The sequence below is a fragment of the Nocardiopsis sp. NPDC055824 genome (assembly GCF_053616335.1).
Genome location: NZ_JBSHDN010000051.1, coordinates 1 through 23,320 on the forward strand (window position 1 = coordinate 1; position 23,320 = coordinate 23,320).

The following is a 23,320-nucleotide window of genomic DNA, read 5'->3' on the forward strand; positions in this document are numbered from 1 at the left end:
CCCCCAGGGGGCGGGACCGCCGCGCGGGAACGCCGCGGCCGGGCCGGGACGCGTGCTCCCGACCCGGCCGCGGGCGCCCTCCGCCGGGGGCGTCAGGCGCGGTCCGGGAGCGGCGCCTCCCGCACCGCCGTCTGGATCAGCCGCCCCGTGTCGCCGCGGGTCACCCACTTGCCGCGGCCGGGGGGCTGGGGCGCGGCGTACACCCGGGGCAGCAGCTGGCCCTCGCTCCGGTCGCCCGACATCACCAGGGCGCTCGTCCCGATCTCGCGCATCGCCTGCACCAGCGGGTCGTACATGCCGCGTCCGGCGCCCGCCACCCGGCGCGCCACCACGAAGTGCAGGCCGATGTCGCGGCCGTTCGGCACGAACGGCACGAACGGGGCCAGCGGCTTCTGGCCCGCCGTGGTGAGCACGTCGTAGTCGTCCGCGAGCACCACGATGCGCGGCCCCTTGAACGACCCCGGCTCGAGGGAGTCGACGTCCCCGTCCTCGGGCAGACGGCCCTCCACCTCCTTGGCCACGCCGCCCGCCAGGCCGGCGCACACGCGCGGGCTGCTCGCGTAGCCGCCCATGTACTCCTCGGGGACCACGTTGCGCAGGGTGCGGCGCGGGTCCATGACCGCGAACACGACCTCGTCCGACGAGTACCTCTCCACCAGGCTCTCGGCGATGAGCCGCAGGAGGTTGGTCTTGCCGCACTCGCCGTCGCCCAGGACGAGCAGGTTCTGGTCGCGGTCGAACAGGTCCAGCAGGACCGGCTCCAGGGCGCGCTCGTCCACGCCGATCGGCACCAGGCGGGGCTCCGACTCGACCGTCGGCAGCGTGCGGGCCGACAGCCGGTGCGGCAGGATGCGCACCTTGGGCGCGCGCTTGCCGCGCCAGGCCTGGTCGACGGCCCGGACGGTCTTCTCCACGACCTCGCCCAGGTTGTCGCCGTCCGCCACCCCGTCGATGCGGGGGAGCGCCACCTGGCCGAAGAGCTCGGCGTCCGTGAGGACGCGCCCGGGGGTCTTCGCGCTGATCGTCTCCGAGAGCTTGCGGTCGATCGTGGAGTCCGACGAGTCGTTCAGGTGCAGCTCCACCTTCTGCCCGAAGTTGGACTGGGCGGCGATCCGGACGTCGTTCCAGCGCAGCATGCCCGCGACCACGTGGACGCCGAACCCGCCGCCGCGCTGCAGCAGGTCGGTGACCTTCGGGTCGATGTCCTCGAAGTCCTTGCGCAGCGCCCCGAAACCGTCGATGCAGAACACCACGTCGGCGCTGGCCAGTTCCGGCACCTCGCCCCGGGCGTGCATGCGGCGCAGCTGGGCGACGGAGTCGATCCCCCGGTCGCGGAACACCGCCTGCCGGTGCTCCAGCATCCCCTGGATCTCCTCGACGGTACGGCGGACGCGCTCGCTGTCGGTGCGCACCGCCACCCCGCCCACGTGCGGGAGCGACGCCAGGGACTGGAGGCCGCCGCCCATCAGGTCCAGGCAGTACACGGCCACCTGTTCCGGCGTGTGGGTGAGCGCGAGCGACAGCACGAGGGTGCGCAGCAGGGTCGTCTTGCCGCTCTGCGGGCCCCCGATGACGGCCGCGTGGCCGCCGGACGCCGTCAGGTCGAGCTTCCACACGCCCTGCCACTGCTTGGTGGCGTCGTCCAGGACGCCGACCGGGACGTGCATCGGCTCGTGGGTCCCGGGCAGCCGCAGCCCCCGCTCGCCCTCCACCGGAGCGCCCGCCACCGTGTCCAGCGTGGTCGCGGACGGCAGCGGGGGCAGCCAGATCTCCCGGGTCCGCTCCCCGTGGCGGCCGAACTGTCCGACCATCACGTCCAGCAGGGTCGGCCCGACCGTCCGGGACGGCATCGGCGTGTCCTCGCCGGGGGCCTGGGCCGCCGCCGGGTCCTGCCCGCCGTCGCTGTTGTACGCCGTGTACGGGCGCACCGACGGGGTGCCCTCCGAGACCTCCTCCTCGGCGACCGGCCCCCGGTAGGCGCCGGACACGTATCCGGCCTTGAACCGCTGGTAGACGCTGGTGTCGACCTTCAGGTAGCCGAACCCCGGCAGCGAGGGCAGGTGGAACGCGTCCGGGGTGTTGAGGACGGTGCGGCTCTCCTCCTCGGAGAAGGTGCGCAGCCCCAGGCGGTAGGACAGGTAGGTGTCCAGGCCGCGCAGCTTGCCGCCCTCGATGCGCTGGCTGGACAGCAGCAGGTGCACGCCGATGCTCCGGCCGATCCGGCCGATGGACAGGAACAGCTCGATGAAGTCGGGGCGCGCGGTCAGCAGCTCGCCGAACTCGTCGATGATCACCAGCAGGTGCGGCAGCGGCGGCAGGCCCGGGTCGTGCTCCCGCTTGTACGTGTAGTCGCCGATGTTGGACACGTTCCCGGCGTCGCGGAGCATCTGCTGGCGGCGCTGCACCTCGCCGGACAGGCTCGCGTACACGCGCTCGATGAGCGCCGCGTCGTCCTCCAGGTTGGTGATCACCCCGGCGACGTGCGGCATGTCCTCGAACGGGGCGAACGTGGCGCCGCCCTTGTAGTCGACCAGGACCATGCTCACCCGCTCGGGCGGGTGGGAGGCGGCCAGCGCGAGCACGAGGGTGCGGAGCATCTCGCTCTTGCCGGAGCCGGTGGCGCCCACGCACAGCCCGTGCGGGCCCATGCCCAGCTGCGCGGACTCCTTGAGGTCGAGGATCACGGGCTGTCCCATGTCGTCCACGCCGATCGGGACGCGCAGGAACGCCCGCTCGCTGCGCGGCGCCCACAGGCGCTGCACGTCGACGGCGCCGGGGTCCTGCACGCCCATCATCGCGGGGAAGTCGACGCTGCCGCCCTCCTGGGCGGTCTCCTCGATCGACTCCGGGGACAGGCGGAGCGGGGCCAGCATGCGGGCCAGGCCCGTCAGGGTCGCGGCGGAGACGTCGTCGACGGTGCCGCTGGTGACCACGGGGTCGGCGCCGCGCAGCTCCTCGATCCGGACCTGGTCGCCGTCGACGCTGATCCTCAGGTTCACGTCGCCGGGCTCGTCGACCTGGCGGGACACCAGGTGCAGGACGGTGACGCCGAGGTCGGCCGGGTCCACGGCCTCGTCCGGCCGCACGAGCTCGGCGGCCACCTCGCCGTGGGTGTCGTGGACGACCAGCAGGCGCCGCATCATCCGGTACGCCTCGCGCTTGCCCATGCCCCTGCGGACCTCCGACGCGAAGTCGGTGCGCGAGCGCAGCTCGTCGGCGATGAGGCCGCCGAGCTTGGCGGGGGTCGGGGCGATGAGGCGGACGGCGGCGCCGCCCTCGCGCCGCCGCGGGTCCAGGACCTGGGGCAGCCACGGCAGCCAGGACCAGTCGTCGGCGTTCTCGGCCGGGTAGGACACGGCGAGTCCGGCGTCCTCGGGGGCGTGGAACGCCCCGAACTGGGCGGCGAGCGCTCTGACCAGGCGCATCACGTCCTCGCGCTCCCCGATGACACTGACGTTCCCGGCCATGTCCAGGGGCAGGGTGAGCGGCATCTCGGGGACGGACTCGAACCGGCGGATGGCCGCCTGCGCCTCGGAGAGCATGAACGGGTCGGTGGGGGTGAGGGCGGTCCCCTGCTCGGCGAGGCGGAGGGGGCGGCCCTCCGTCAGCCCGCTGCCCACGCGCACCCGGAGGAAGTCGCGGTGCCTGCGGCGGCGCTCCCACAGCCTGGTGGGGTCGCGGACGACGTCGTACAGGGCCTCGGGGGGCGGGTCGAGAAGGCGGGCGTGCGCGCGGGTGCGCTGCTCCCATCCGCCGAGCTCCTCCCTCAGCTCCTCCAGGTACTGGAGGTACAGCTCCCGCTGGTTGCGGCGCTGCCGGGCGACCTGCCCGCGCCGGGAGAACAGCATGGCCAGGGCGGCGAGAAGGGCGACGACCAGGACGACGCCGCCCAGCGCCATGAACGCCGGGTTGCGCATGACCATCATGATCGTCAGCGACGCCATCATGCCGACCATGGGCAGGATGGTCATGAGCGGGTTGCCCTGGGCCTTGCCGTCGGGGAGGGTCGGCGGGGCCTCCACCTCGTGAGGGTCCTGGGCCGGAGTGGGATGGACGGTCCGTGTCGGCCGGTGGACGACGCGAAGGCTCATCGGCTTTCCTCTCGGCGCAGGGGTGGGAGGACGAGGGCGCGGGGGAGGGGTGCCCGTTCCCGGGAGAACCCTACCGAAGCCGGACCTCGGGGAGCCTTGCGGTGCGCACGGGCACGAAGCGCCCCCCGGGCCGGGGCCAGGGGGTTCCGGGCGGCGCCTCGGCCACGCCGCCGCGCGGGATCGGGGAGGAGTGTCCGGAAGTCGTGCCCGCGGCCCAAGGGTCCCTCCGCACCAGGTCGTGTTCTCCTGCGCCGTCCCGGGCCCGTGTCCACCGTGCTCCGCCCCGTCGCGCCTCCGGGCCCGGCCAGGTGTCGCAGACCGACCCCGAGAGGGGAACCGGACGGCCGACGGCCGCCCCGGGAGCCCCCCGGAGGGCGCGTCCCGGTGGACCGGGCGCCACTGGGTGGGATACCGGGGGCGCCCGCATGGTTCACGCCCCGCGGCCCACGGGCGCAGCCGGCCCCGTACGCGGCCCCGGGGAGGGGTGTGCGCGGAGCCGCGCCCGTCACGCGTGCGGCGCGCACCGGCCGGGTCAGGAGGAGGGCGCGTCGGACGGGCGGAGGTGGTCCATGAGGGCGCGGAAGCGGTCCCACGAGTCGGGCTCGGTGCCGTCCCCGATCCGGTACCAGACGGCGGGCGTCATCGGCGGACCGAAGGGCACGCCCCTGACGGGGGCGGAGAGGGCCCGGTCCGTGCCCATCGAGGAGACGCCGTCGACGCCGACGGCCAGCCCCACCGGGACCGGCAGGCCGGACCAGCGGGGGGCGTAGGTGAGGTCCGCGCGCCCGAGGAGCCGCTGCACGGTCAGGCTGCGCAGTGCCTCGTTCGCGGACAGCTCCTTGACCATGGCGTTCAGGGCGGAGAAGTCCGGTTCCTCTCCGCCGGGCCGGCCCACCGCGAGGGTGACGCTCTCCCGGACCCCGTCGGGGACCGTGCTCACGCGCAGGGTCCCGGTGAACGGGAGGGCGCCCTCCTCGCGCACGCTCTCCGGCCGGCCCGTGAAGGTCAGCCAGGTGGCGCCGGGGGCGCGCCGGCGGCACAGGTCGGTGACGCGGCCCCGGTCCCAGGCGTGCGCGAGGGGCTCGCTGGTGCCCCAGAGGGCGGGGGAGGACGAGGCGAGGTGTCCGGCGACCAGTTCGACGGCCCCGCCCAGCCGGAGGCTCACGGTGGCGGGGTGGACCATCTGGAAGTCGACCAGCAGCTGCGTGCCCGGGACGCCGTCGGCCTCGGACCAGCGGAAGTCCGCATGGGGCAGGGGAGCGGTACCGGGGTCGGCGGGACCGTCCACGACGAACGCCGACACCGGGTCCCACACGAGGGGGACCCCGGAGAAGCCGTCGTGGTGGCCCCCGTCGCCGTTCCGCACCACCCAGCGCGCGGTGCGGTCGGTGAGCAGGGAGCGCAGCGAGTGGGTGATGCGGCTGTGCGCGGGGGTGACGACCTGGAGGTGGCGGCCCTCGCGGCCGTGCCGGGCGGTCGCGTCGACGAGCCAACCGCTCATGGGGACCAGGGGGCGGTCCTGCACCACCACGAACGCCTTCTCCGTCAGGACGGTGACGGCGGGGTGGTCGGTGGAGCCGGTCAGGACGTCCTCGCGCCCCGGCAGCCGGGGCTCGGGGACCCACACCGCGCCGCCGTGCCGCTCGACCAGGTGTTCGGCGAACCGGCGCACCAGCGCCGCGGTGTCGACGTCCGCGAGCTCGGCGCCGCGCGCCTCCACCCAGTAGGGCTGGGCGGGCAGCTCGTCGCTGATCCCGTCGGTGAGGAGGCGGTCCGCCTCGGCGGACAGGGCCAGCCGCTGGGCGGCCTGCATGGCGGCGACGAGCCTGCCGGAGTCGTCGCGCAGCTCGATGACGGCGCCCTCGGAGACGGAGCGCACGCGCAGGTCGGGCCCGGCCGCGACCAGGGCGTCGATGAGGCTGCGCCGGGCGGGGGCCTCGGCCAGCAGGGCGACCACGTCGTGACTCAAGAGGGCTCCTTCGGGAGTGTCACCTGGCGCGGGAAACCCTACCGAACCGGGTGCGGGGCACCGGTCGAGGCCGTTCCGGGGCCGGTGCGGCACGGCGGGCGGGTCCCGGGTCGGCCGCCGGGCCGCCGGGCGGGGCCCGGCGCGCGCCCGGGGCCGGGGCGCGGGACCACGGGTGACGGCTCCGACGGCGGCGGTTCCGCCGGACGGGGACCGGCCCCGGAGAGGGGGCCGGCCCCGTCCCGGAGGGGGAGGCGGGGGAGCCGCGGCACGGGGCGCTGGCCGGTTGTGGCCACGCGCCGCCGGTGCGCCCCCGGGCGGTGCCCGGGCGGGGCGCCCCGGGCGCCCGGCCCCGGATGTCCCGGCCGTTCACCGCTGACGGAGGGGACGGACCCGGCCTCCCCCGGGCCGCGGCGGCGACCCGCACCGCCCCGCGGGGTCCGTGGGAAGGGAGGGGTTTTCCCGAGGCGGAATTCGCGGCGGACATATCCGCTCCGACCTGCGGCCCCGGTCATTCCCCGTTCGGAGCGGGGCCGGTGGCCGCGCCGGGGGCGGGGCAGGCCCCCGACCCGCCCGGGACGCCCGCCACCTGCCCGGACCCCTCCGGCGCGACCGCTTCCGCGCACACGGCCCGCGCGGCCCGGAGGTCCCGGACGGAGCTTCCCGTCCACAGGTCGCGGAGTACGCCTATTTCTTCGTCAGGGGTCGCTTGTACTATTCAGATTCCCCCCACAGGGGTGATCGAGTCCATTGTCCGGTTCCGGGACTCTCCCTCCGAACCACGGGCACTCCGCGTGCATCCTCCCCTTCGGGAGGCGACCGCCTCGCGAGGTCCCCCGAGGAAAGCAGGTGAACAGTTGTCACGCTGGGAAGTCGGCGAAAGCACTCTGAACACGCTGGCCCAGAACACCGGCGGCGCCGGTGACGAGCTGAGCAGCCTCATCCAGCAGCTCATCCAGGCCGCGGAACCGCTCGCAGGAAAGTTCGACGGCGCGGGCAAGGCGGCCTTCGACTCCTTCAAGTTGCAGGCCGACAGCATCACCGCCGACCTGCGCGCCGGCCTCGGCTCCATCCAGGAGGGGCAGGGCGGCATGAACACGGCCTTCACCACCGGTGCCGACACCATGGCCGACGACGCCAACCAGAACATGGGCGCGGCCAACTTCGACGCAGCCAAGTTCCGCTGACCGTCCCCGAGGAGTCCGCATGAGCAACAACGCCTACGACATCGGAGCCTCCCAGGAGGCCCAGACCAACATCACCACCATCACCAACCGGCTCGAAACGCTGATCGGCGAGCGCGACACCGACGTCAGCGCGGCCATGGCCGAGTTCGAGGCCACCGGGGTCTCCGAGGAGTACAGCGCCAAGGAACTCAAGTGGCACAACGCCGGCAACGAGGTCCGTGAGATCATCCGGCTGGTGCGCACCACGCTGGAGACCAACGACGGCACCGCACAGGAGACCCTGAGCCGCGCCAACGCCGCGGTGCAGAACATCTGACCGGTCCCGGGCAGGGCGGGAATCACACGAGAGGCAACGGGGGGCACGGTTGGCACGCGACTACGACAGTCAGCTGCTGGAGTCCGTCGCCGTGCGCCGACAGCGCCTCCGGGAGGCGGTCCTCTTCGGGGGGCAGCGCACCCGGCGCCGCCTGGACGAGAACTTCGGCAAGGTGGCGATCAGTGCCTGCCTCGCCGCCGTCATCTGCGGCGGCACCGTCGGCTGGTCGTTCGTCAGCACCCAGCTCAGCACCCAGAGGGTCGAGCAGGAGCAGGAGGCGTCCGGCCCGGCGAACAACGCCGTCCCGCCCGTCCCCGGCGACTGGGTCGGCGCCCAGGTCACCCTCGACCGGGCCCGGGAGGAGCTGGACGCCGCCGGGGTCCCCCGGAGCCTGTACGTGCTCCCAGGGGACCCCCGCCCCGAGCCCGAGACCGTCGACAGCTACTACGTGATCACCCAGGACGAGGAGGGCTACCTGGCCGCGGCCGTCATCGACTTCGACCAGGGCCGTCCCGGCATGGAGTTCACGACCGAGGACCAGGCGGCGCGCTGGCTCTACCAGGAGCTGGCCACCACCGAGCCCGATCCCGCCCCCCTCACGCAGGCGGAGGAGGCCGAGACGGCGGAGGCCACGGCGGAGCTGGTCACCGAGGTCCGCGAGAGCCTGGAGGAGCGCAGCGGCGGCTCCTACCTGCACGGCCTGGAGGTCGGCGACGTGGTCGACGCCTTCGGCCAGGAGAGCGGGCGGTACCTGTTCCCCGACGGGACGCCGTTCGAGGAGCGCGGCCTGCCCGGGTACGCCCGCACCGGCGCGGACGGCGGGGAGCTGTACCACCGCTACCGGGTCATCCACCCCTTCCAGGTGAGCGCCACCGCCGCGCCGGCGCACGAGGGCCTGCCCGGCGGCGGGATCCGCTTCACGCTCGACACGGCCGGTTTCTCCGAGGTCCCCCCCGCGCCCACGGTCCGCTGGCTGGTCGGCAACGGCTACCTCGAACGCATCGCCGTGGACGACGTACCCGCCTGACCCCGGAAGGCCCGGGCCCTCCCCGGGCCCGGGCCCGAAAACGGTGGTGGACCGCCACCCCAGACGCGAGAGCAGGATTGGAAGGCAATGACCGCTTGGAGCCGGGTGACGCTCGTCGGTGAGGAGCGCAGGGTCGACGCCGTCCTACCCGCCGGCGAACCGGTGGGCGCGCTCATGCCGGAAGTCCTCGACCTCCTCGGCGACCAGGTGGAGAACCCCGCGAAGCTGCGCCACCTCGTCACCGCCTCCGGGATCGTCCTGGACGGCGACACCACCCTCGCCGACCGGCAGGTCGCGGACGGGGCGGTGCTGCGGCTCGTCCGGGCGGAGGAGCCGGTGCCCGCGCCCGTGGTGCACGAGGTCCCCGAGGCGGTGTCCATGGCACTGGACGGCCACCAGGGGCGCTGGAGCCCCGAGGCGGCCCGGTGGACCGCGACGCTGGCGCTGGTCGTCCTCTCCCTCGGGGCGGGATGGGTGCTCCAGGGGTACTTCTCCGGGGCCGGCGGCATCACCGGGCTGGCCGTGGTCGCCGCCCTCCTCGTCGCGGTCGGCGCGGCGGTCGGCCCCACGTGGCGCGAACCCCTGGGCACGGCGCTGGCGATCAGCGGCGCGGCGGTCGGCGGCCTGGCCCTGTGGCTGGCCTGCGACGCGTTCGGATGGCCCGAGTGGGCCCGCTGGGGCGGCGCCGCCGCCCTGCTGGCGGGCCTGGTCCTGCTCCTCGGACTCACCTCCTCCCTGGGCCGCGGCGGGCTGACCGGCGGCGGGGTCGGGCTCGCCCTGGCCGCCGTGTGGTCGGCGGGGGCCGCGTTCGGGCTGCCCGCCCACCAGGTCGCCGCGATCATGACCGTGGCCTGCGTGGTCCTGCTGAGCCTGCTCCTGCGGCTGGCGCTGACGTTCTCCGGGCTCGCCGTGCTGGACGACCGGCGCAGCTCCGGTGACGCGGTGGCGCGCGGCGACGTCCTCACCTCGGTGGCCGGGGCCCACCGGAGCCTGGTGATCGCCACCGTCTCGGTCGCGGCGGCCACGGCGACGGCGGGCATCGGCCTGGCCACCCGCTTCGACTGGTGGACGGCCGGGCTGTCGGTGGTCCTGGCGCTGGTGGTGGCCAGCCGTGCCCGGCTGTTCCCCCTGGTGGCCCAGAAGTCGGCGCTCATCGGCGCGAGCCTGGTGGTACTGGTGAGTTTCCTGTTCGCGTGGGCCGACGCCGTGCCGTGGGGCGTGTGGCCCGCGCTGGGCATCGCGGTCGCGGTCGCGGCGATTCCGGCCGTGGTCCTGTCCGTCGAGCAGCCCGAGCACGTTCGCGCCAGACTCCGCGGGGTCACGAGCAGGTTCGAGGCGATCGCCGTCGTCGTCCTGGTGCCGTTGGCGATCGGCGCGTTCGGCACCTACCAGCGACTCCTCACGACCTTCTGAGCGGGGGACGATGAACGCTTCACAGACCCACCTCGCGGGGAACCCCGCCGCGCCCCCCGTTCCGGCGGCCGGCGCGGGGCGCGCGGCCCCGGCCCGGCCCGTGCCCGCCGACGGCCTGGTGCGCAGGATCGGACGCACGGTCCTGCGGCCGTTCCGGCCGGTGGACGAGGTCGCGGAGGCCATCGAGCTGGGACGGCGGTTGCAGCGCGCCACCTCGACGGGGCGCCGCATCCTCGTCGACGACCTCGGGACGGGCGCGGACGCGGCGGTGGTCACCGCCCTCGTCGCCCGCGCGCTGGCCCACTTCCGCCACGACCGGGTGCTGGCGGTGGACGCCACCGGGCGGGCGCCGTCCATGGCCGACCGCCTGGGAGCGGGCGAGCCGGGAGACCTGGAGGGGGTCGACCCCGCCACCTTCGAGTCGGTGTGCGCCAGCCTCGGCGAGGTCGGCGAGAACCTGTGGACGGTGGGCGCAGCGCCGGACCGGGCGGACGCCTACTCCTCGGGGCTCCTGCCGATCTCCCGGTTCTTCGGGGTGACACTCGTGGCGGGCCGTGGCGACGGCGCCGTCCCGGCGGCCGTCGGCGCGGGCGCCCACTCCCGGGTGCGGGTGGTCCGGGCCACGCGCGAGTCCGCGCTGAGGGTCGGACGCGAACTCGACTCGCTGGCCGCGACCAGGCCGGACGAGGTGGGGCGCACCGTGGTGGTCGTCTTCGACGAGCGCAGGCGCGAGGACCCGGCGTTCGACGTGGCGCGCACGACCGGGATCATCGCCGAGAGCGGCGCCGCCGTGGTGGTCGTGCCGCACGACCGGCACCTCGCGCAGGGAGCGGCGGTGCTCCCGCGGCTGATCGGCGAGGCAACCCACCGGACGGTCCAGCTCGTCGCCGCCGAGGCCCTGGGCCGCGCCGTCGACGGGGCCGCGCCCGCCCGCGCACGCACGGAAGGGGAGTAGGCCGTGAACCAGCACCACGGGTCCGATCCCGGCCAGGACACCCCTCCCCGGGGGAATCCGGGCCGGGACGACCCGCGTCCGGCACCGCACGCAGGAGCGGACGGCCCCCCGGACGCCCCGCCGCACCACCCCGACCGGGACGCCCCGCCGCACGGCGCCCCCTCCCGGGGGGACGCGCCCGCGGGCGCCGCCGCGCCGCCCCCGCAGGAAGGGGCCGGACAGCAGGGCGGCGGCGGTGCGCAGCCGCCCCGGCCCGCTCCGTGGTTCCCCGAGGAACCCGGACAGGACCCGCCGCACGGAGGCGTGTACCCGCCGCCGGGGCCGTTCCCCCCGACCCCCTACGCCGTGGAGGCGCCGCGTCCCCACGAGCCCACCGGTCCCAACCGGACGCCGTGGGCGGGCCCCTCCGGCCCGCAGGTCCCTCCGGCCCCGCCGCAGCAGCCGCGGGCCTTCGCCCAGGACTCGATGGCCGAGGCGTTCCTGTCGGGCGCCCCGATACCCACCCCTCCGGCGCAGCCGCCGCCCGCGCCCCCGCAGGGACCCGGGCCGCGGCCCGACGCGGTTCCGGGGCCCGGTTCCGGTCCGCAGCGCCCTTGGGAGGGCCCGCCCCCGGGGCCGCAGCAGCCGCCGTCCGGCCCCCGGCAGCCGGTGCGCCCGCAGTCCGGGCCCCAGCAGCCGGCGGGTCGGCCGACGTCGGGTCCGCAGCGGCCGTATCCCGGCCCGCAGGCCCCTTCAGGGCCGCAGTCGCCGTATCCCGGTGCGGGGGCGCCCTCGGGTCCGCAGCGGCCGTATCCCGGTCCGCAGGCCCCCTCGGGTCCTCAGCCCTCGGCCCGGGAGCGTCCGACCTCGGGTCCCCAGTCGCCGTATCCCGGTGCGGGGGCGCCCTCGGGTCCGCAGCGGCCGGTGGAGCGACCGCCCTCGGGTCCGCAGCGGCCGTATCCCGGTCCGCAGGCCCCCTCGGGTCCGCAGCCGCCGATGTGGCCGCAGCCCCACCGGGGCCCGGCCCCGGGCGGTCCCGCGCACCACGCGTCGGCTCCGGCCCAGGCCCCGCCTGCCCAGACCCCGCCTGCCCAGACCCCGGAGCCGCCCCGGCACGCACCCCCCGGGGGCCGCCAGGAGGTGCCCCCGGCCCGCGCCTGGTTCGGCACGCGGGAACCCGCGGAGGCGCCGGCTCCCCGGCCCGACGCCGGAGGCTCCCGCGCGCCCCGCGAGGTCGGGCCGCCGCGCCCCGCCGACCCGCCGACCGCCGTCGGCGAGGACTCGGAGGGGACCGACCCCGACGCGGAGGAGACGGACGTCTTCCTCATCCTCGGAGCCGACCGCCGTGCCCGTAAGGAGAAGGACGAGGAGCCCGCCGGAACTCCCTCCGGCCCCGGCACGGCGTCCCCGGAACGCGGTCCGCGGGCGCGGACCGAGCCGTCCTCCGACGCGCCCCCCGCCCCCGCGGGCCCGGTGCCCGCGGAGGAGACCCTCCTGTACCGGGGCGCCTCCCTGCTCGGCGAGGACGGACCCTTTTCCGCCCCGGCGCGGACCGACGGCCCCGGAGAGGCCGCCGGTCCCGCCTCCGCCGCTCCGGAGGAGCCCTCGGCCCCGGCCCCCGCAGGCGGGGCCGGTGCCGGCGCCGACCCGGTCGGCGCCCGGGACCGGGACGGCACCGGGGCAGCAGCCGATCCCGTGCGGGACCCGGAACGGCCCGGGGGCGGAGCCGCCGCGGAGGCCGCCCGCGCTCCGGAGGGCACCGGTGACGGATCCGCCGTGGCGGCCCCCGGCCAGGCTCCGACCGCGGACCCGGCGGCTCCCGCGGACCCGGCCGTCCCCGAGTCCTTCGACCACGCTCCGCCGTTCCCCGTGACCGAGGTCCGTCCGGGGGCCGCCGGCCCCCTGGAGGTGACCGGCTTCCTGGACATCCCGGCCGCCCCCTACACGGAGGGCTGGCGGTCCGAACCGCTCGAACGCCCCGATCCCTCCGAGCGGTTCGAGGGGCTGGCGGGGTTCGAGCAGGCGCACGAACCCGCGACGCCCGAACGGTCCGCGTGGTCCACGGTCGCCGAGGCACCCGCACAGGAGGGGCCGCCGGAGGCCCGTCCCGCGGACGTCCTTCCGGAGGAGGCCCGTCCGGGCCCGGCGGCCGGGTCCGAGCAGCCCGCGGCGGCCGGTCCCACGGGCCTCGAGTCCTGGATCGAGGCGGCGGGCACGGCGGGCGCCGTGGGGCCCACGGTGACCGAGGTGGCCGCGATGGCGGCCGTGGCCGCGAGCGACGGGCACGTCCCCGTCCCCGGTGGGTTCGAGCAGCGGATCGCCGCCGTGAGGCCCGTTCCCGCGTCCGCCTGGAAGCGCGCGGTCTTCGGTGCGACGGGGGGACGCCTCAACCTCGGGTGAGCGCGGGGCCGGACGGGCACGGGGCAGGACGCCCACGGCGAGGGGGCGCGTCCGCCTCCCCTTGCGGACGCGCCCCCGGGGAGGCCGGAACACGGCGCTCCCCCTTCCGCCGAGCGGTCCCGGCCGGCTCTCCCGTGTACCGGGGAACCCGGGACCGTCGCCCGGCGGGCGGCCGGCCGGTCGCGTTCGTCCCCTCGGCGAATCCGCGCCCCGTCCGGCCACCGTCCGGTGCCGGGCCCGCCGCTCGGGGGCCGCACGGCGCCGGACGGCGTCACCCGGTCATCCGGGCCTCCCCAGACCCTCGACCAGCGCCAGTGCCTCCCGGTGCGTGGGCGGCAGTGCCACCGACCACACGCCGGCGCCGTGCTCCCAGCCGATGCCCCGGCGCAGCTCGTCCAACCGCGGGTCCAGGTCGTCGGCCTCGGCCGCGACGACCCCGATCCGGCCCCGGCCGATCAGGCACACGGACTCGCCCCGGGTGAAGAACCGGGACAGCTCGTAACCGAGGACGATCAGCCGGGCGGCGCGTCGCCACGGGTCGATCCCGGGGTCCAGCGACACGATCGCCAGCCGGTGGCCCGAGGCGGGGGACGGTCCGCCGTCCGCTCCCCGGTACAGCTCGCCGAGCCTGGTCCGCAGGTACTCCTGGGTGGCCAGACCGGTCAGCGGGTCCTGACAGGTCTCCCGCCCCCGTCCCGCGTCGGCCCACCCCTCGGCCATGGCGCGCACCAGTTCGATCGGCGGGCTCCGCCACCCCGCCAGCGCCGTGAACGCCGCGAGGTCGTCCAGGCTCTGGCCGATCCCCACCCCGGAGCGTGCGCGGGCCTCGCCCAGCCGGGCGCACGGCCCGGCCAGGTCCGTCCCGGTGGCGAAGGCCTCGCAGACGGCGTCGACGGCGGGGGTCCACCAGTCGTCCGGCGGCTCCCAACCCGCCTCCCGGCTCCGGCGCCCCCACGGGGCGCGCAGGCGCCGGGTGCCGACACCGCGGTCCCACGTCCCGGTTCCCGTTTCGGCATCACCCATGGTGTGTGGCTCCTGATCCTCGGTCCGCCCGGGTGAGCGGCGGGGGCCCGTGCCCCCGCACCGGGTCCCCGCCGCTCGCCCTCACCCTGATTACCGGGATCGGTGGCGGCCATGACGCGGATGCGGGATATTTTTTTCGAGTACGTGTTCTTCCGACGCCGAACCAGCGTTCTTCCTGGCTTGTGGCGGGATCAGATGAGAGGACGTTCGGTGTCCGACGCCGACAGAAATCACACAGAGACACTCGTCGGTGACGCTGAGATCATCAGGCGGGTGCGTGGCGGCGACACCGCCGCCTACGCGACTCTGTACGAGCGGCACGCGGCGTCGGCGCGCGGACTGGCCAGGCAGCTGTTGCGCGGGGAGGCCGAGGCGGAGGACGCCGTCGCCGAGGCGTTCACCCGGGTGCTCAGCGTCATCCGGAGGGGCAAGGGCCCCGAGGACTCCTTCCGTCCCTACCTGCTCACCGCGGTGCGCAACGCCGCGTACGACCGGGGGCGGGGGGAGAAGCGCCAGGTCGTCACGGACGACATGGAGAGCCTCGTCCCGGGCCAGCCGTTCGTGGATCCGGCGCTGGAGGGGCTGGAGAGATCACTGATCGCCCGTGCCTTCCTCTCCCTGCCGGAGCGGTGGCAGGCCGTCCTCTGGCACACCGAGATCGAGGGCACCAAGCCGGCCGAGGCCGCGCCCCTGCTCGGCATGAACCCGAACGGGGTCGCCGCCCTCGCCTACCGGGCCCGGGAGGGGCTCCGGCAGGCCTACCTCCAGATGCACCTGGCCGGCGGCGCGGCCGCGGAGGCGTGCCGCCCGACCCTGGGGCTCCTCGGCGGTTACGTCCGGGGCGGCCTGTCCAAACGGGACACCGCCAAGGTCGACACGCACATGGACGGCTGCGCGGACTGCCGTGAGGTGTACGCGGAGCTGATGGACGTCAACGTCGGCCTGCGCGGGGTCGTCCTCCCGCTGGTGGTCGGCTCCGGGGCGGCGGGCTACCTCGCCCTCACCCCGGGCGGCGCGGCCACGGGAGCCTGGTGGGGCCGGATGTCGCGCCGCCAGCAGCAGGCGGCGGCCGGCGGCGCCGCCGCCGCGGGCATGGCGGTCGCGGTCGCGCTCGCCCTGACCGGCGGGGAGGTTCCGATGCGTCCCGAGGACCCGCCCCCGGCGGCGGCCCCGCAGGAGGAACCCGTTCCCGCGCCCGCGCCGGGGGACCCGGCCGCCCCCGACACGCCTCCGGGCCCGCCCCCCGCCGCCCCGCCCCCCGCCGCGCCGGGGGGGACGTCGGCCCCGGACCGGCCCGCGCCCCCGGAGGCCCCGGCGGAGCCGGCCGTGCCCCCGGCGGACGTCCCCGAGGAGGAGGTGGCCGAGGACGCCCCCGAACCGCTGTTCGCGGCGGGCATCGACCCCGTCGGCGCGCTCCTCCCGGGCAGCGAGGGGATCGTGGTCCTGGACGTCCGCAACATCGGCGCGTCCACGGTCGAGGACGTCATCGCGGTGATCACGCTGCCGCCGGGGGTCGAGATGGTCTCCTCCGGCGGCGCCGGCAGCTCCGTCCCCATGGCGACCGGGAACGGCGACTGGAGCTGCTCGTCGGGCAGCGGCGGCGGCCGCTGCGCGCACCCGCGGATGGCGTCCGGGCAGAACAGCACCCAGTTCCTGGACGTGCGCGTGGACGCCGGGGCCGACGTCGGCGTGCCCGCGTCCGTGACGGTGTCCTCCGGAGGCGTGGCCGCCAGTGCGACCGGGGAGCGCGGGGTCTCCTCCGAGGGGGTGGCCGCGCGCTACGCGACGGCCGGGCGGGTGCGGACCGAGAGCGTCGGCAACGCGCTGATGACCTGTGTCGAGCCGGAGCGGGACCACGGGGGGCACTGGCCGTGGCCGTGGCCCTGGCGGCCCGGGAACCCCGGCGTCCCCGGCGCCGGCCCCGGGACAGGGGGGACCCCGGGCGCCGACGGGCGCACCGCTCCGGAGGCCGACGCGGACCTGGCCCGCGCACCGCGGGGGCCGCTGCCCGCGGAGCCCGGCACGGAGGCGTCCCCGGGGGAAGAGGGGTCCCGGGGGGAGGAGGAGATCCCCGAGGACGACGCGGAGGGAGAGGACGGCGGCGCCCCTGACGGAGCCGGCGCCCTGCCGGACGGCGTGTCGCCCACGGCCCCGGAGCGGGACCCGAATCCGGAGGTCGCGGACCCGGAGGTCGCGGACCCGGAGAACCCGGACGGCGGCCCCGGGCCCGTCCCGGAACCGGAACCGGGTCCGGACCCGTCCTCCGGGGCCGGGCCGGAGGCGCCGGACGGCCCCTGTGCCGACGCCCGCCTGAGGGAGGGGGAGCACCGCGACAACGACAACTGGGTGATGGCTCCCCTCGAGGGCGATCCGGACGCCACCACCTCGGCGAGCGCCGCGACCTGGGACCTCCCCGAGGGCGGCGCGGTCCGCTGGGCGGGGCTGTACTTCTCGGCCGCGGGCGCCCCCGACGCCCCCGCGGCCCGGGTCAGGGGGCCGGGCATGACGTCCTACCGGACCGTGGCCGCCACCGACACGAAGGTCGCGGACCTGCCCGGATACCCCGCCTACCAGGCGTTCGCCGAGGTCACCGACCTGGTGAGGGCCCAGGGCGGCGGCGAGTGGTGGGTGGGCGACGTGCCGGCCCGGGAGGGCCGGGGCGTCTACGCCGGGTGGAGCCTGGTGGTGGTCCTGGAGGACCCGGGCATCGGCTCCTACAACCAGGCGATGGTGCTCGACGACACCGGGGCGGTCTTCCGGAGCCGCACGGGGATGTCGTTCCCGGTGTCGGGTCTGCTCCCCGCCGCGGTGCCCTCCCACGTGGACGTGGTGGCCTGGGAGGGCGACGCCGACCTGCGGGGGGACCGGGTGACGGTGGACGGCCGCGCGGTCGCCCCGAGCGGCGGGTACGGGGAGGAGGACAACGCCTTCGCGAGTTCCGCCCGCGGGGCCGTGGGGGACCCCTTCACCTTCGGTACCGACGTCGTACGATTCGACCCAGTACTCGGCAGGGAAACGGATATCCGAATCCTCTCCGAACAGGACGCGGTGCTGGTCGGCGTCGTGGCGCTGACCGCCCCGATGCGTACCTGAAGTCCGGTATTCGCGACGGGTTTCCCGGCAGGCCCGGGCGGCTGGAAAAGCCCGCCCCTCAACGGGATCCCGCCTGTGTGTAGTGGGTCAATAACTTTCCGTATTCAAAGAGGGCACGCAAAACCAGACAGACTTGGCTAGGCTGTGCCCCGGTCATGGATATGGCCCCAGAGTCAAAAGGGAAGGGGGCGGTGTCACGTGGACCGCTGCGCGTTGTTCGTTGACGCGGGATACCTTCTCGCGGACGGCGCGATGGCCGTGCACGGAACCCGCAACCGGGACTCCGTCTCCTGGGACTACTCCGGACTCGTCCAGTTCCTCAACGAGGTCGCACGGGACCGCACCGGTCTTCCGCTGCTGCGTTGCTACTGGTACGAGGCCGTCGCCGACGAGCGGCGCTCCCAGGAGCAGGACGGCATCGCCGACATCCCCGGCGTCAAGTTCCGTGCCGCGAGGATACGGCCCGGCCGCCGCGAGGGCGTGGAGAGTTATGTCCAGCGCGACATCACCACGCTGGCACGCACCGGCGTCCTGTGCGACGCCGTCCTGGTCAGCGGTGACGAGGACATGGCTTCCGTCGTCGCCGACGTCCAGGACATGGGCGTGCGCGTTACCGTCGTGCACGTGTCCGTCGAGGGCAACTGGACCATCTCCCGGGCCCTGCGCCGGGAGTGCGACGACCTCATCGAGATCGGGGCGGGCCACCTGCGCCCGCACGTCAACCTCCTCTCCAGCAGCGGCTCCTCCCAGGAGACCGCGGCCAAGACCACGACGCCGTTCGCCAACGGCCGGGCCCGTTCCGCGCCCGAGACGCCGCGGCAGCCCGTCGCGGCCCAGCCCGGCGGCGCCCGGGTCGACCCGGTGGGATCCTCCAGCGGCGGCCTGGAGGCGATGTTCGCGGGGACCGGGGGCCAGCCCGTCCCCCAGGGCAGCGCCATGGACCAGCTGCGCGCCATGCGGAGGTCCCTCGCGCAGCAGCGCGGCGGGGACCACCTCGTCGGACCGGGGGGCGACGGCGGCCAGCAGCCGGGCGGCATCGACGCCAACGGATTCCCGTCCGGCGGGCAGACCCCGCCCGGCACGGGCGGCGGCTCCTACCCCGGCCACTCGGTGACCGGGGGCCACCCCGCCCACAACGGGCAGCAGGGCTATCCCGTCACCGACGGGCACCCGTCGATGCGCGGCGCGGACCCGAGCGGCTACGGCATGCCCGGGAGGCCGGCCTCCGGATCGGGGCCGATGACCGGAGCGCAGCCCTCCTTCAACGGCACGGGACCCCAGCAGTCCTTCGCCGCGGGGACGGGGCCGCAGCGCTCCTTCGCGTCGGACGGCCAACCCGGCCACGCGCCACCTCCGAGAAGCGCCCCACCCCAGGACCCACGGCAGGACCCGCGCCAGGACCCGCGCTACGGGGGTGGGGACGGCTCCGGATTCGGGGGAGCGGCCGACGCAAACCCTACCTATGGGACCAGTACGGAAACTGACACCGCTCACCGCGGTGGGGCAGCCTCCCCCTACGGGGGGCCGCCACCTACTGGTCCCGAACCCGCCAGCCGGTTCAGCGCCGGCGGCTACCAGGAATCCCGTCCCAGTCCTGGATATCCACAGCAGACACGTCCCGCCGCGCATACCGTTGACGAAGCGGTGCATGTCGCGCACAAGGAAGGGAACGACTTCGCGGAGTCGATCGCTCGCGAGGCGCCCGCCCTGTGGGTGGAGGCCGTACTCGCCCGCAGGCCCAGGATGCCCTCCGACCTGGAGGCGCGCCTGCTCCAGGGCTCCTCGCTGCCGATCGACCACCTGTTGCGTGACGAGGTCCGTGACGGACTGCGCCAGGGGTTCTGGCAGGCCCTGGAGCGGGCCAGGTCCTGACAGGGCGCGCGGGAGTGCGAGTAGGGGATGGGGGCGATGCGGTTGACCCACGTGACGACGGCAGAACTCGACCGTTGGGAATTCCACGCTGTCCGGTCCGGTGAGCACGGACGGGTCGCCGCCCAACTCCTGGACCTGGCCAACCGGGTCGACGCGGGGAGCGAGGTCTCGCGCGCGGAGCTGTTCGTGCGCGCGGGGGAGCAGTGGGAGATCGCCCAGGAGTTCGAGCGCGCCTGCTCGGCCTACCAGAGGGCGATCGACGACGGCGGGGCCACGGTGATCGACGCCCGCGCGCTCAGCGCCGGGGCACTCCTGCAACTGGACGAGGTCGACCAGGCCTACGCCCACCTCAAACGCCTGGAGGGCGAGGATCCGCCCGGACTCCAGACCTTCATCCACGTCGCGGAGGCACTGTACGCGCACGACGACCTGGAGGGCGCCGAGCGGTGGGCGACGGTCGGCGCGCACCGGTTCCTCGACCGGGCCTCCTCGCCCTACGTCCGCGACCTCCTGGTGGAGCTCCTGCGCATCCGGTTCCGCATCCGCACCGACCTGGGGCTGTCCGAGGACCGGCTGGACCGCAGACTCGACGAGGAGTGACCCCGGCCGTCCGGGCCGGGGCACTCCGGCCCGGCGGAGTGAGCTTTCCGACGTGCGGGCGCGCCGCCGACACGCCCGGGGCGGTGGAGGCACGGATCTCCGCCCGGCCGCTCCGGTCCGGGGCCGGCCGCCGCGGACACGGCCGTGTGGTCAGCGGCACCGGTTCGCCTGGCGCCGTCCGAACCGCCTCGGAAGCGGCGTTCCGGGCGTTCGGCCGCCCCTCGGGGGGGCGCTCCGGTCCCGGGGAGCCCCGGCGACGATCTAGGCTGTGTCCGGTCGCCTCCCAGCTGCCCCGACGAGGCGCGACATCCCCCTGAACCGGGTGCCCGAGGCCCTCTCATACCACGGCCCACGCGTGTGTTCGACGATCGTCGAAGAATCCGAGAAATCGATGACACGCCATCATCTTGCGGTGTTCCAACGCAGGGCCCCCTAGATGTAGTATCTGTCCCGCTGGTGGTTCACCCCTCGGGGTGAGGCAAGAGGGAACCCGGTGCGAAGCCGGGGCTGCCCCGCAGCGGTAAGTGGGAACGAAGCCGTCACAGGCACTGGGGACCCCCGAAGGCCCCGGGAAGCGACGGTGCGTAGGCCGCCCACGAGCCCGAAGACCTGCCACCGGTGCGCACGTGAACGTGCGCCGACGACGGGGCTTCGAGGGTGAGCCGCCGCGACCCACCGGTCGGACGACCGCACGCACCCGGTGCGTCGGTCCCCCGGTGCGTGCCGCGCACCTTGCCCATCGTGTCCCCTCCCCGCCGGGACTCTTCTACCGAGGTTGGAGCCGCTGTATGACCCTTGACGTCGAGGCCGTGCCCGTATCCGTTCGGCCCGAGCCGACCAACGAGGGCGCGCCCCCCGCCGCCGTCGACCGGATCGAGCACGTCGTGACCGAGGCCTGTGCGAGGCTCACCGGTGTTTCGGCGGAGAAGGTCCTCACCGAGGCCCGCCGCGGCTTCTACCCCGGCATCCCCGACTCCGAGGTCGAGCTCGCCCTGGTCATGGCCGCCCGCAGCTTCGTGGAGGTCGACCCGGACTACTCGTTCGTGGCCGCCCGCCTGCTGCTGGACAAGCTGCGCCGCGAGGCCCTCACCTTCATCAGCGGTGCCCCCGACGCCGCCGGGCAGTCCGAGATGGGCGAGCGCTACGCCGCCTACCTGGCCGCCTACGTCAGCCGCGGCATCGACCTGGGCCAGCTCGACCCGGCGCTCGCCGGGTTCGACCTGGAGCGACTGGGCGCCGCCCTGCGCCCCGAGCGCGACGAGCAGTTCACCTTCCTCGGCATCCAGACCCTCTACGACCGCTACTTCCTGCACAGCGACGAGGTCCGCTACGAGCTGCCGCAGGCGTTCTTCATGCGCGTCGCCATGGGGCTGGCCCTCAACGAGGACGACCGCGAGGCCCGCGCCATCGAGTTCTACGAGCTGCTGTCCTCGTTCGACTTCATGGCCTCCACGCCCACCCTGTTCAACGCCGGCACGGTGCGCGCGCAGCTGTCCTCCTGTTTCCTCACCACCGTCGGCGACGACCTCCAGGCCATCTTCCACGGCATCAGCAACAACGCGATGCTGTCCAAGTACTCGGGCGGGCTCGGCAACGACTGGACCCCGGTGCGCGGCCTCGGCTCGCACATCCGCGGCACCAACGGCAAGAGCCAGGGCGTCGTCCCGTTCCTGAAGATCGCCAACGACACCGCCGTCGCGGTCAACCAGGGCGGCAAGCGCAAGGGCGCCGTGTGCGCCTACCTGGAGACCTGGCACATCGACATCGAGGAGTTCCTCGACCTCCGCAAGAACACCGGCGACGACCGCCGCCGCACCCACGACATGAACACCGCGAACTGGGTTCCGGACCTGTTCATGCAGCGTGTGGAGCAGGGCGGCAGCTGGACCCTGTTCTCGCCGGACGAGGTCCCCGACCTGCACGACAAGTACGGCACCGACTTCGCCGAGGCCTACGAGAAGTACGAGGCCGCCGCCGAGGAGGGCCGGATCAAGGTCGCCAAGAAGATCCCCGCGGTCGACCTCTGGCGTCGCATGCTGACCATGCTGTTCGAGACCGGGCACCCCTGGATCACCTTCAAGGACCCGTCCAACCTGCGCTCGCCGCAGCAGCACGTCGGCGTCGTGCACTCCTCCAACCTGTGCACCGAGATCACGCTGAACACCAGCGCCGACGAGGTCGCCGTCTGCAACCTGGGCTCGGTCAACCTGGCCCAGCACGTGGGCCCCGACGGCCTGGACGCCGAGCGCCTGCGCCGCACCGTCCGCACCGCCGTGCGCATGCTCGACAACGTCATCGACGTGAACTTCTACACGATCCCCGAGGCGCGCCGCGCGAACATGCGCCACCGCCCCGTGGGCCTCGGCCTGATGGGCTTCCAGGACGCCCTGTTCAAGCTGCGCACCCCGTTCGCCTCCGAGGGCGCGGTGACGTTCGCCGACGAGAGCATGGAGCTGATCAGCTACTACGCCATCGAGGCGTCCATGGAGCTGGCCTCCGAGCGCGGCGCCTACGAGTCCTTCGAGGGCTCGCTGTGGAGCCGGGGCGTCCTGCCGATCGACTCGCTGCGGCTCCTCGCCGACTCCCGCGGCGGCGACCTGGACATGGACCGGGGCGAGACCCTCGACTGGGACTCGCTGCGCGAGCGCGTGAGGTCCACCGGGATGCGCAACTCCAACGTGATGGCGATCGCGCCCACCGCGACCATCGCCAACATCACCGGTGTCGGCCAGTCGATCGAGCCGCTCTACCGGAACCTGTACGTCAAGTCGAACATGTCCGGCGACTTCACCGTCGTCAACCCGTACCTGGTCCGGGACCTCAAGGCGCGCGGCCTGTGGGACGACGACATGGTCTCGGCGCTGAAGATGCACGACGGCAGCCTCGGCGCCATCGACCGCGTCCCGGACGACCTCAAGGCGCTGTACGCGACCGCGTTCGAGGTCGACCCCGAGTGGCTGGTGGACGCGGGATCGCGCCGCCAGAAGTGGATCGACCAGGCCCAGTCCCTGAACCTGTACATGGCGGCCCCGAGCGGCAGGAAGCTCGACACCCTGTACCGCCGCGCGTGGCGCTCCGGCCTCAAGACCACCTACTACCTGCGTTCGCAGAGCGCCACGCACGTGGAGAAGAGCACGCTCAAGGGCACCGACGGCCGCCTCAACTCGGTCGCCGCGACCCCGAGCGCCCCGGCACCCGCCCCCGTCCCCGAGCCGGTCGCGGCGCCCGCCGCCGTGAACACCGAGGTCGAGGACGAGTTCGAGATCGTCGACGGCCAGGCCTGCTCCATCGACGACCCCGAGTGCGAGGCCTGCCAGTAGGGCGTGAGACCCGGGGCCGCCCGCCGGCGGCCCCGGGCCGGTCCGGCCGCCCCGCCGGACCGTGCCCGCGGCGACGCC

13 protein-coding genes and 1 riboswitch are annotated in these 23,320 nt (G+C 75.0%); of the genes, 10 read left to right on the plus strand and 3 right to left on the minus strand.

Going from position 1 to position 23,320, the window contains the following annotated elements:
- Positions 1-92 precede the first annotated feature (92 nt).
- Together eccCa and ACWGL3_RS13305 are read right to left on the minus strand one after the other, a co-directional pair.
- Positions 93-4,091: a type VII secretion protein EccCa gene (gene eccCa, locus ACWGL3_RS13300; RefSeq protein ID WP_267947158.1), complete on the minus strand. Its 3,999-nt coding sequence runs from the start codon at positions 4,089-4,091 to the stop codon at positions 93-95.
- Between the two features lie 532 nt (positions 4,092-4,623).
- Positions 4,624-6,060 (minus strand): DUF6177 family protein, encoded by a 1,437-nt coding sequence (locus ACWGL3_RS13305; RefSeq protein ID WP_267947157.1) that lies wholly within the window; start codon positions 6,058-6,060, stop codon positions 4,624-4,626.
- An 854-nt stretch (positions 6,061-6,914) separates the two neighbouring features.
- On the opposite strand from ACWGL3_RS13305, the gene ACWGL3_RS13310 reads away from it, so the two are divergent.
- From ACWGL3_RS13310 to ACWGL3_RS13335, 6 genes are all read left to right on the plus strand, one after another.
- On the plus strand, positions 6,915-7,244 hold the full coding sequence (locus ACWGL3_RS13310; protein WP_267947156.1) for a hypothetical protein: 330 nt from the start codon (positions 6,915-6,917) through the stop codon (positions 7,242-7,244).
- A gap of 19 nt (positions 7,245-7,263) precedes the next feature.
- On the plus strand, positions 7,264-7,560 hold the full coding sequence (locus ACWGL3_RS13315) for a pore-forming ESAT-6 family protein (protein WP_267947155.1): 297 nt from the start codon (positions 7,264-7,266) through the stop codon (positions 7,558-7,560).
- Between the two features lie 49 nt (positions 7,561-7,609).
- The gene (locus ACWGL3_RS13320; RefSeq protein WP_267947154.1) at positions 7,610-8,587 is read left to right on the plus strand and encodes a TNT domain-containing protein; all 978 of its coding nucleotides are present in this window, start codon (positions 7,610-7,612) and stop codon (positions 8,585-8,587) included.
- Positions 8,588-8,674: 87 nt separating this feature from the next.
- Positions 8,675-10,000, plus strand: coding sequence for a type VII secretion integral membrane protein EccD (eccD, locus tag ACWGL3_RS13325; RefSeq protein WP_452461313.1), 1,326 nt, complete (start codon positions 8,675-8,677; stop codon positions 9,998-10,000).
- Between the two features lie 10 nt (positions 10,001-10,010).
- Positions 10,011-10,955: an ATPase gene (locus ACWGL3_RS13330; RefSeq protein WP_452461314.1), complete on the plus strand. Its 945-nt coding sequence runs from the start codon at positions 10,011-10,013 to the stop codon at positions 10,953-10,955.
- 1,119 nt (positions 10,956-12,074) lie between these two features.
- A complete protein-coding gene (locus tag ACWGL3_RS13335) occupies positions 12,075-13,334 on the plus strand; it encodes a hypothetical protein (RefSeq protein WP_267947151.1) in 1,260 nt (419 codons plus the stop codon).
- Between the two features lie 279 nt (positions 13,335-13,613).
- On the opposite strand, the gene ACWGL3_RS13340 is transcribed toward ACWGL3_RS13335, so the two are convergent.
- Positions 13,614-14,357 carry a hypothetical protein gene (locus tag ACWGL3_RS13340; RefSeq protein ID WP_267947150.1) on the minus strand — a complete coding sequence of 248 codons (744 nt, stop codon included), beginning with the start codon at positions 14,355-14,357 and terminating at the stop codon, positions 13,614-13,616.
- 273 nt (positions 14,358-14,630) lie between these two features.
- On the opposite strand from ACWGL3_RS13340, the gene ACWGL3_RS13345 reads away from it, so the two are divergent.
- The 4 genes from ACWGL3_RS13345 to ACWGL3_RS13360 all read left to right on the plus strand — a co-directional run bounded on the left by ACWGL3_RS13345 (position 14,631) and on the right by ACWGL3_RS13360 (position 23,242).
- The gene (locus tag ACWGL3_RS13345) at positions 14,631-17,450 is read left to right on the plus strand and encodes a sigma-70 family RNA polymerase sigma factor (protein WP_267947149.1); all 2,820 of its coding nucleotides are present in this window, start codon (positions 14,631-14,633) and stop codon (positions 17,448-17,450) included.
- A gap of 198 nt (positions 17,451-17,648) precedes the next feature.
- Positions 17,649-19,322: an NYN domain-containing protein gene (locus tag ACWGL3_RS13350; protein WP_355010740.1), complete on the plus strand. Its 1,674-nt coding sequence runs from the start codon at positions 17,649-17,651 to the stop codon at positions 19,320-19,322.
- Between the two features lie 27 nt (positions 19,323-19,349).
- Positions 19,350-19,922 carry a hypothetical protein gene (locus ACWGL3_RS13355; protein ID WP_267947147.1) on the plus strand — a complete coding sequence of 191 codons (573 nt, stop codon included), beginning with the start codon at positions 19,350-19,352 and terminating at the stop codon, positions 19,920-19,922.
- Between the two features lie 440 nt (positions 19,923-20,362).
- Positions 20,363-20,553: riboswitch (cobalamin riboswitch) on the plus strand.
- Positions 20,554-20,710: 157 nt separating this feature from the next.
- Positions 20,711-23,242 (plus strand): ribonucleoside-diphosphate reductase subunit alpha, encoded by a 2,532-nt coding sequence (locus ACWGL3_RS13360; RefSeq protein ID WP_267947146.1) that lies wholly within the window; start codon positions 20,711-20,713, stop codon positions 23,240-23,242.
- The last annotated feature ends 78 nt before the right edge of the window (positions 23,243-23,320 follow it).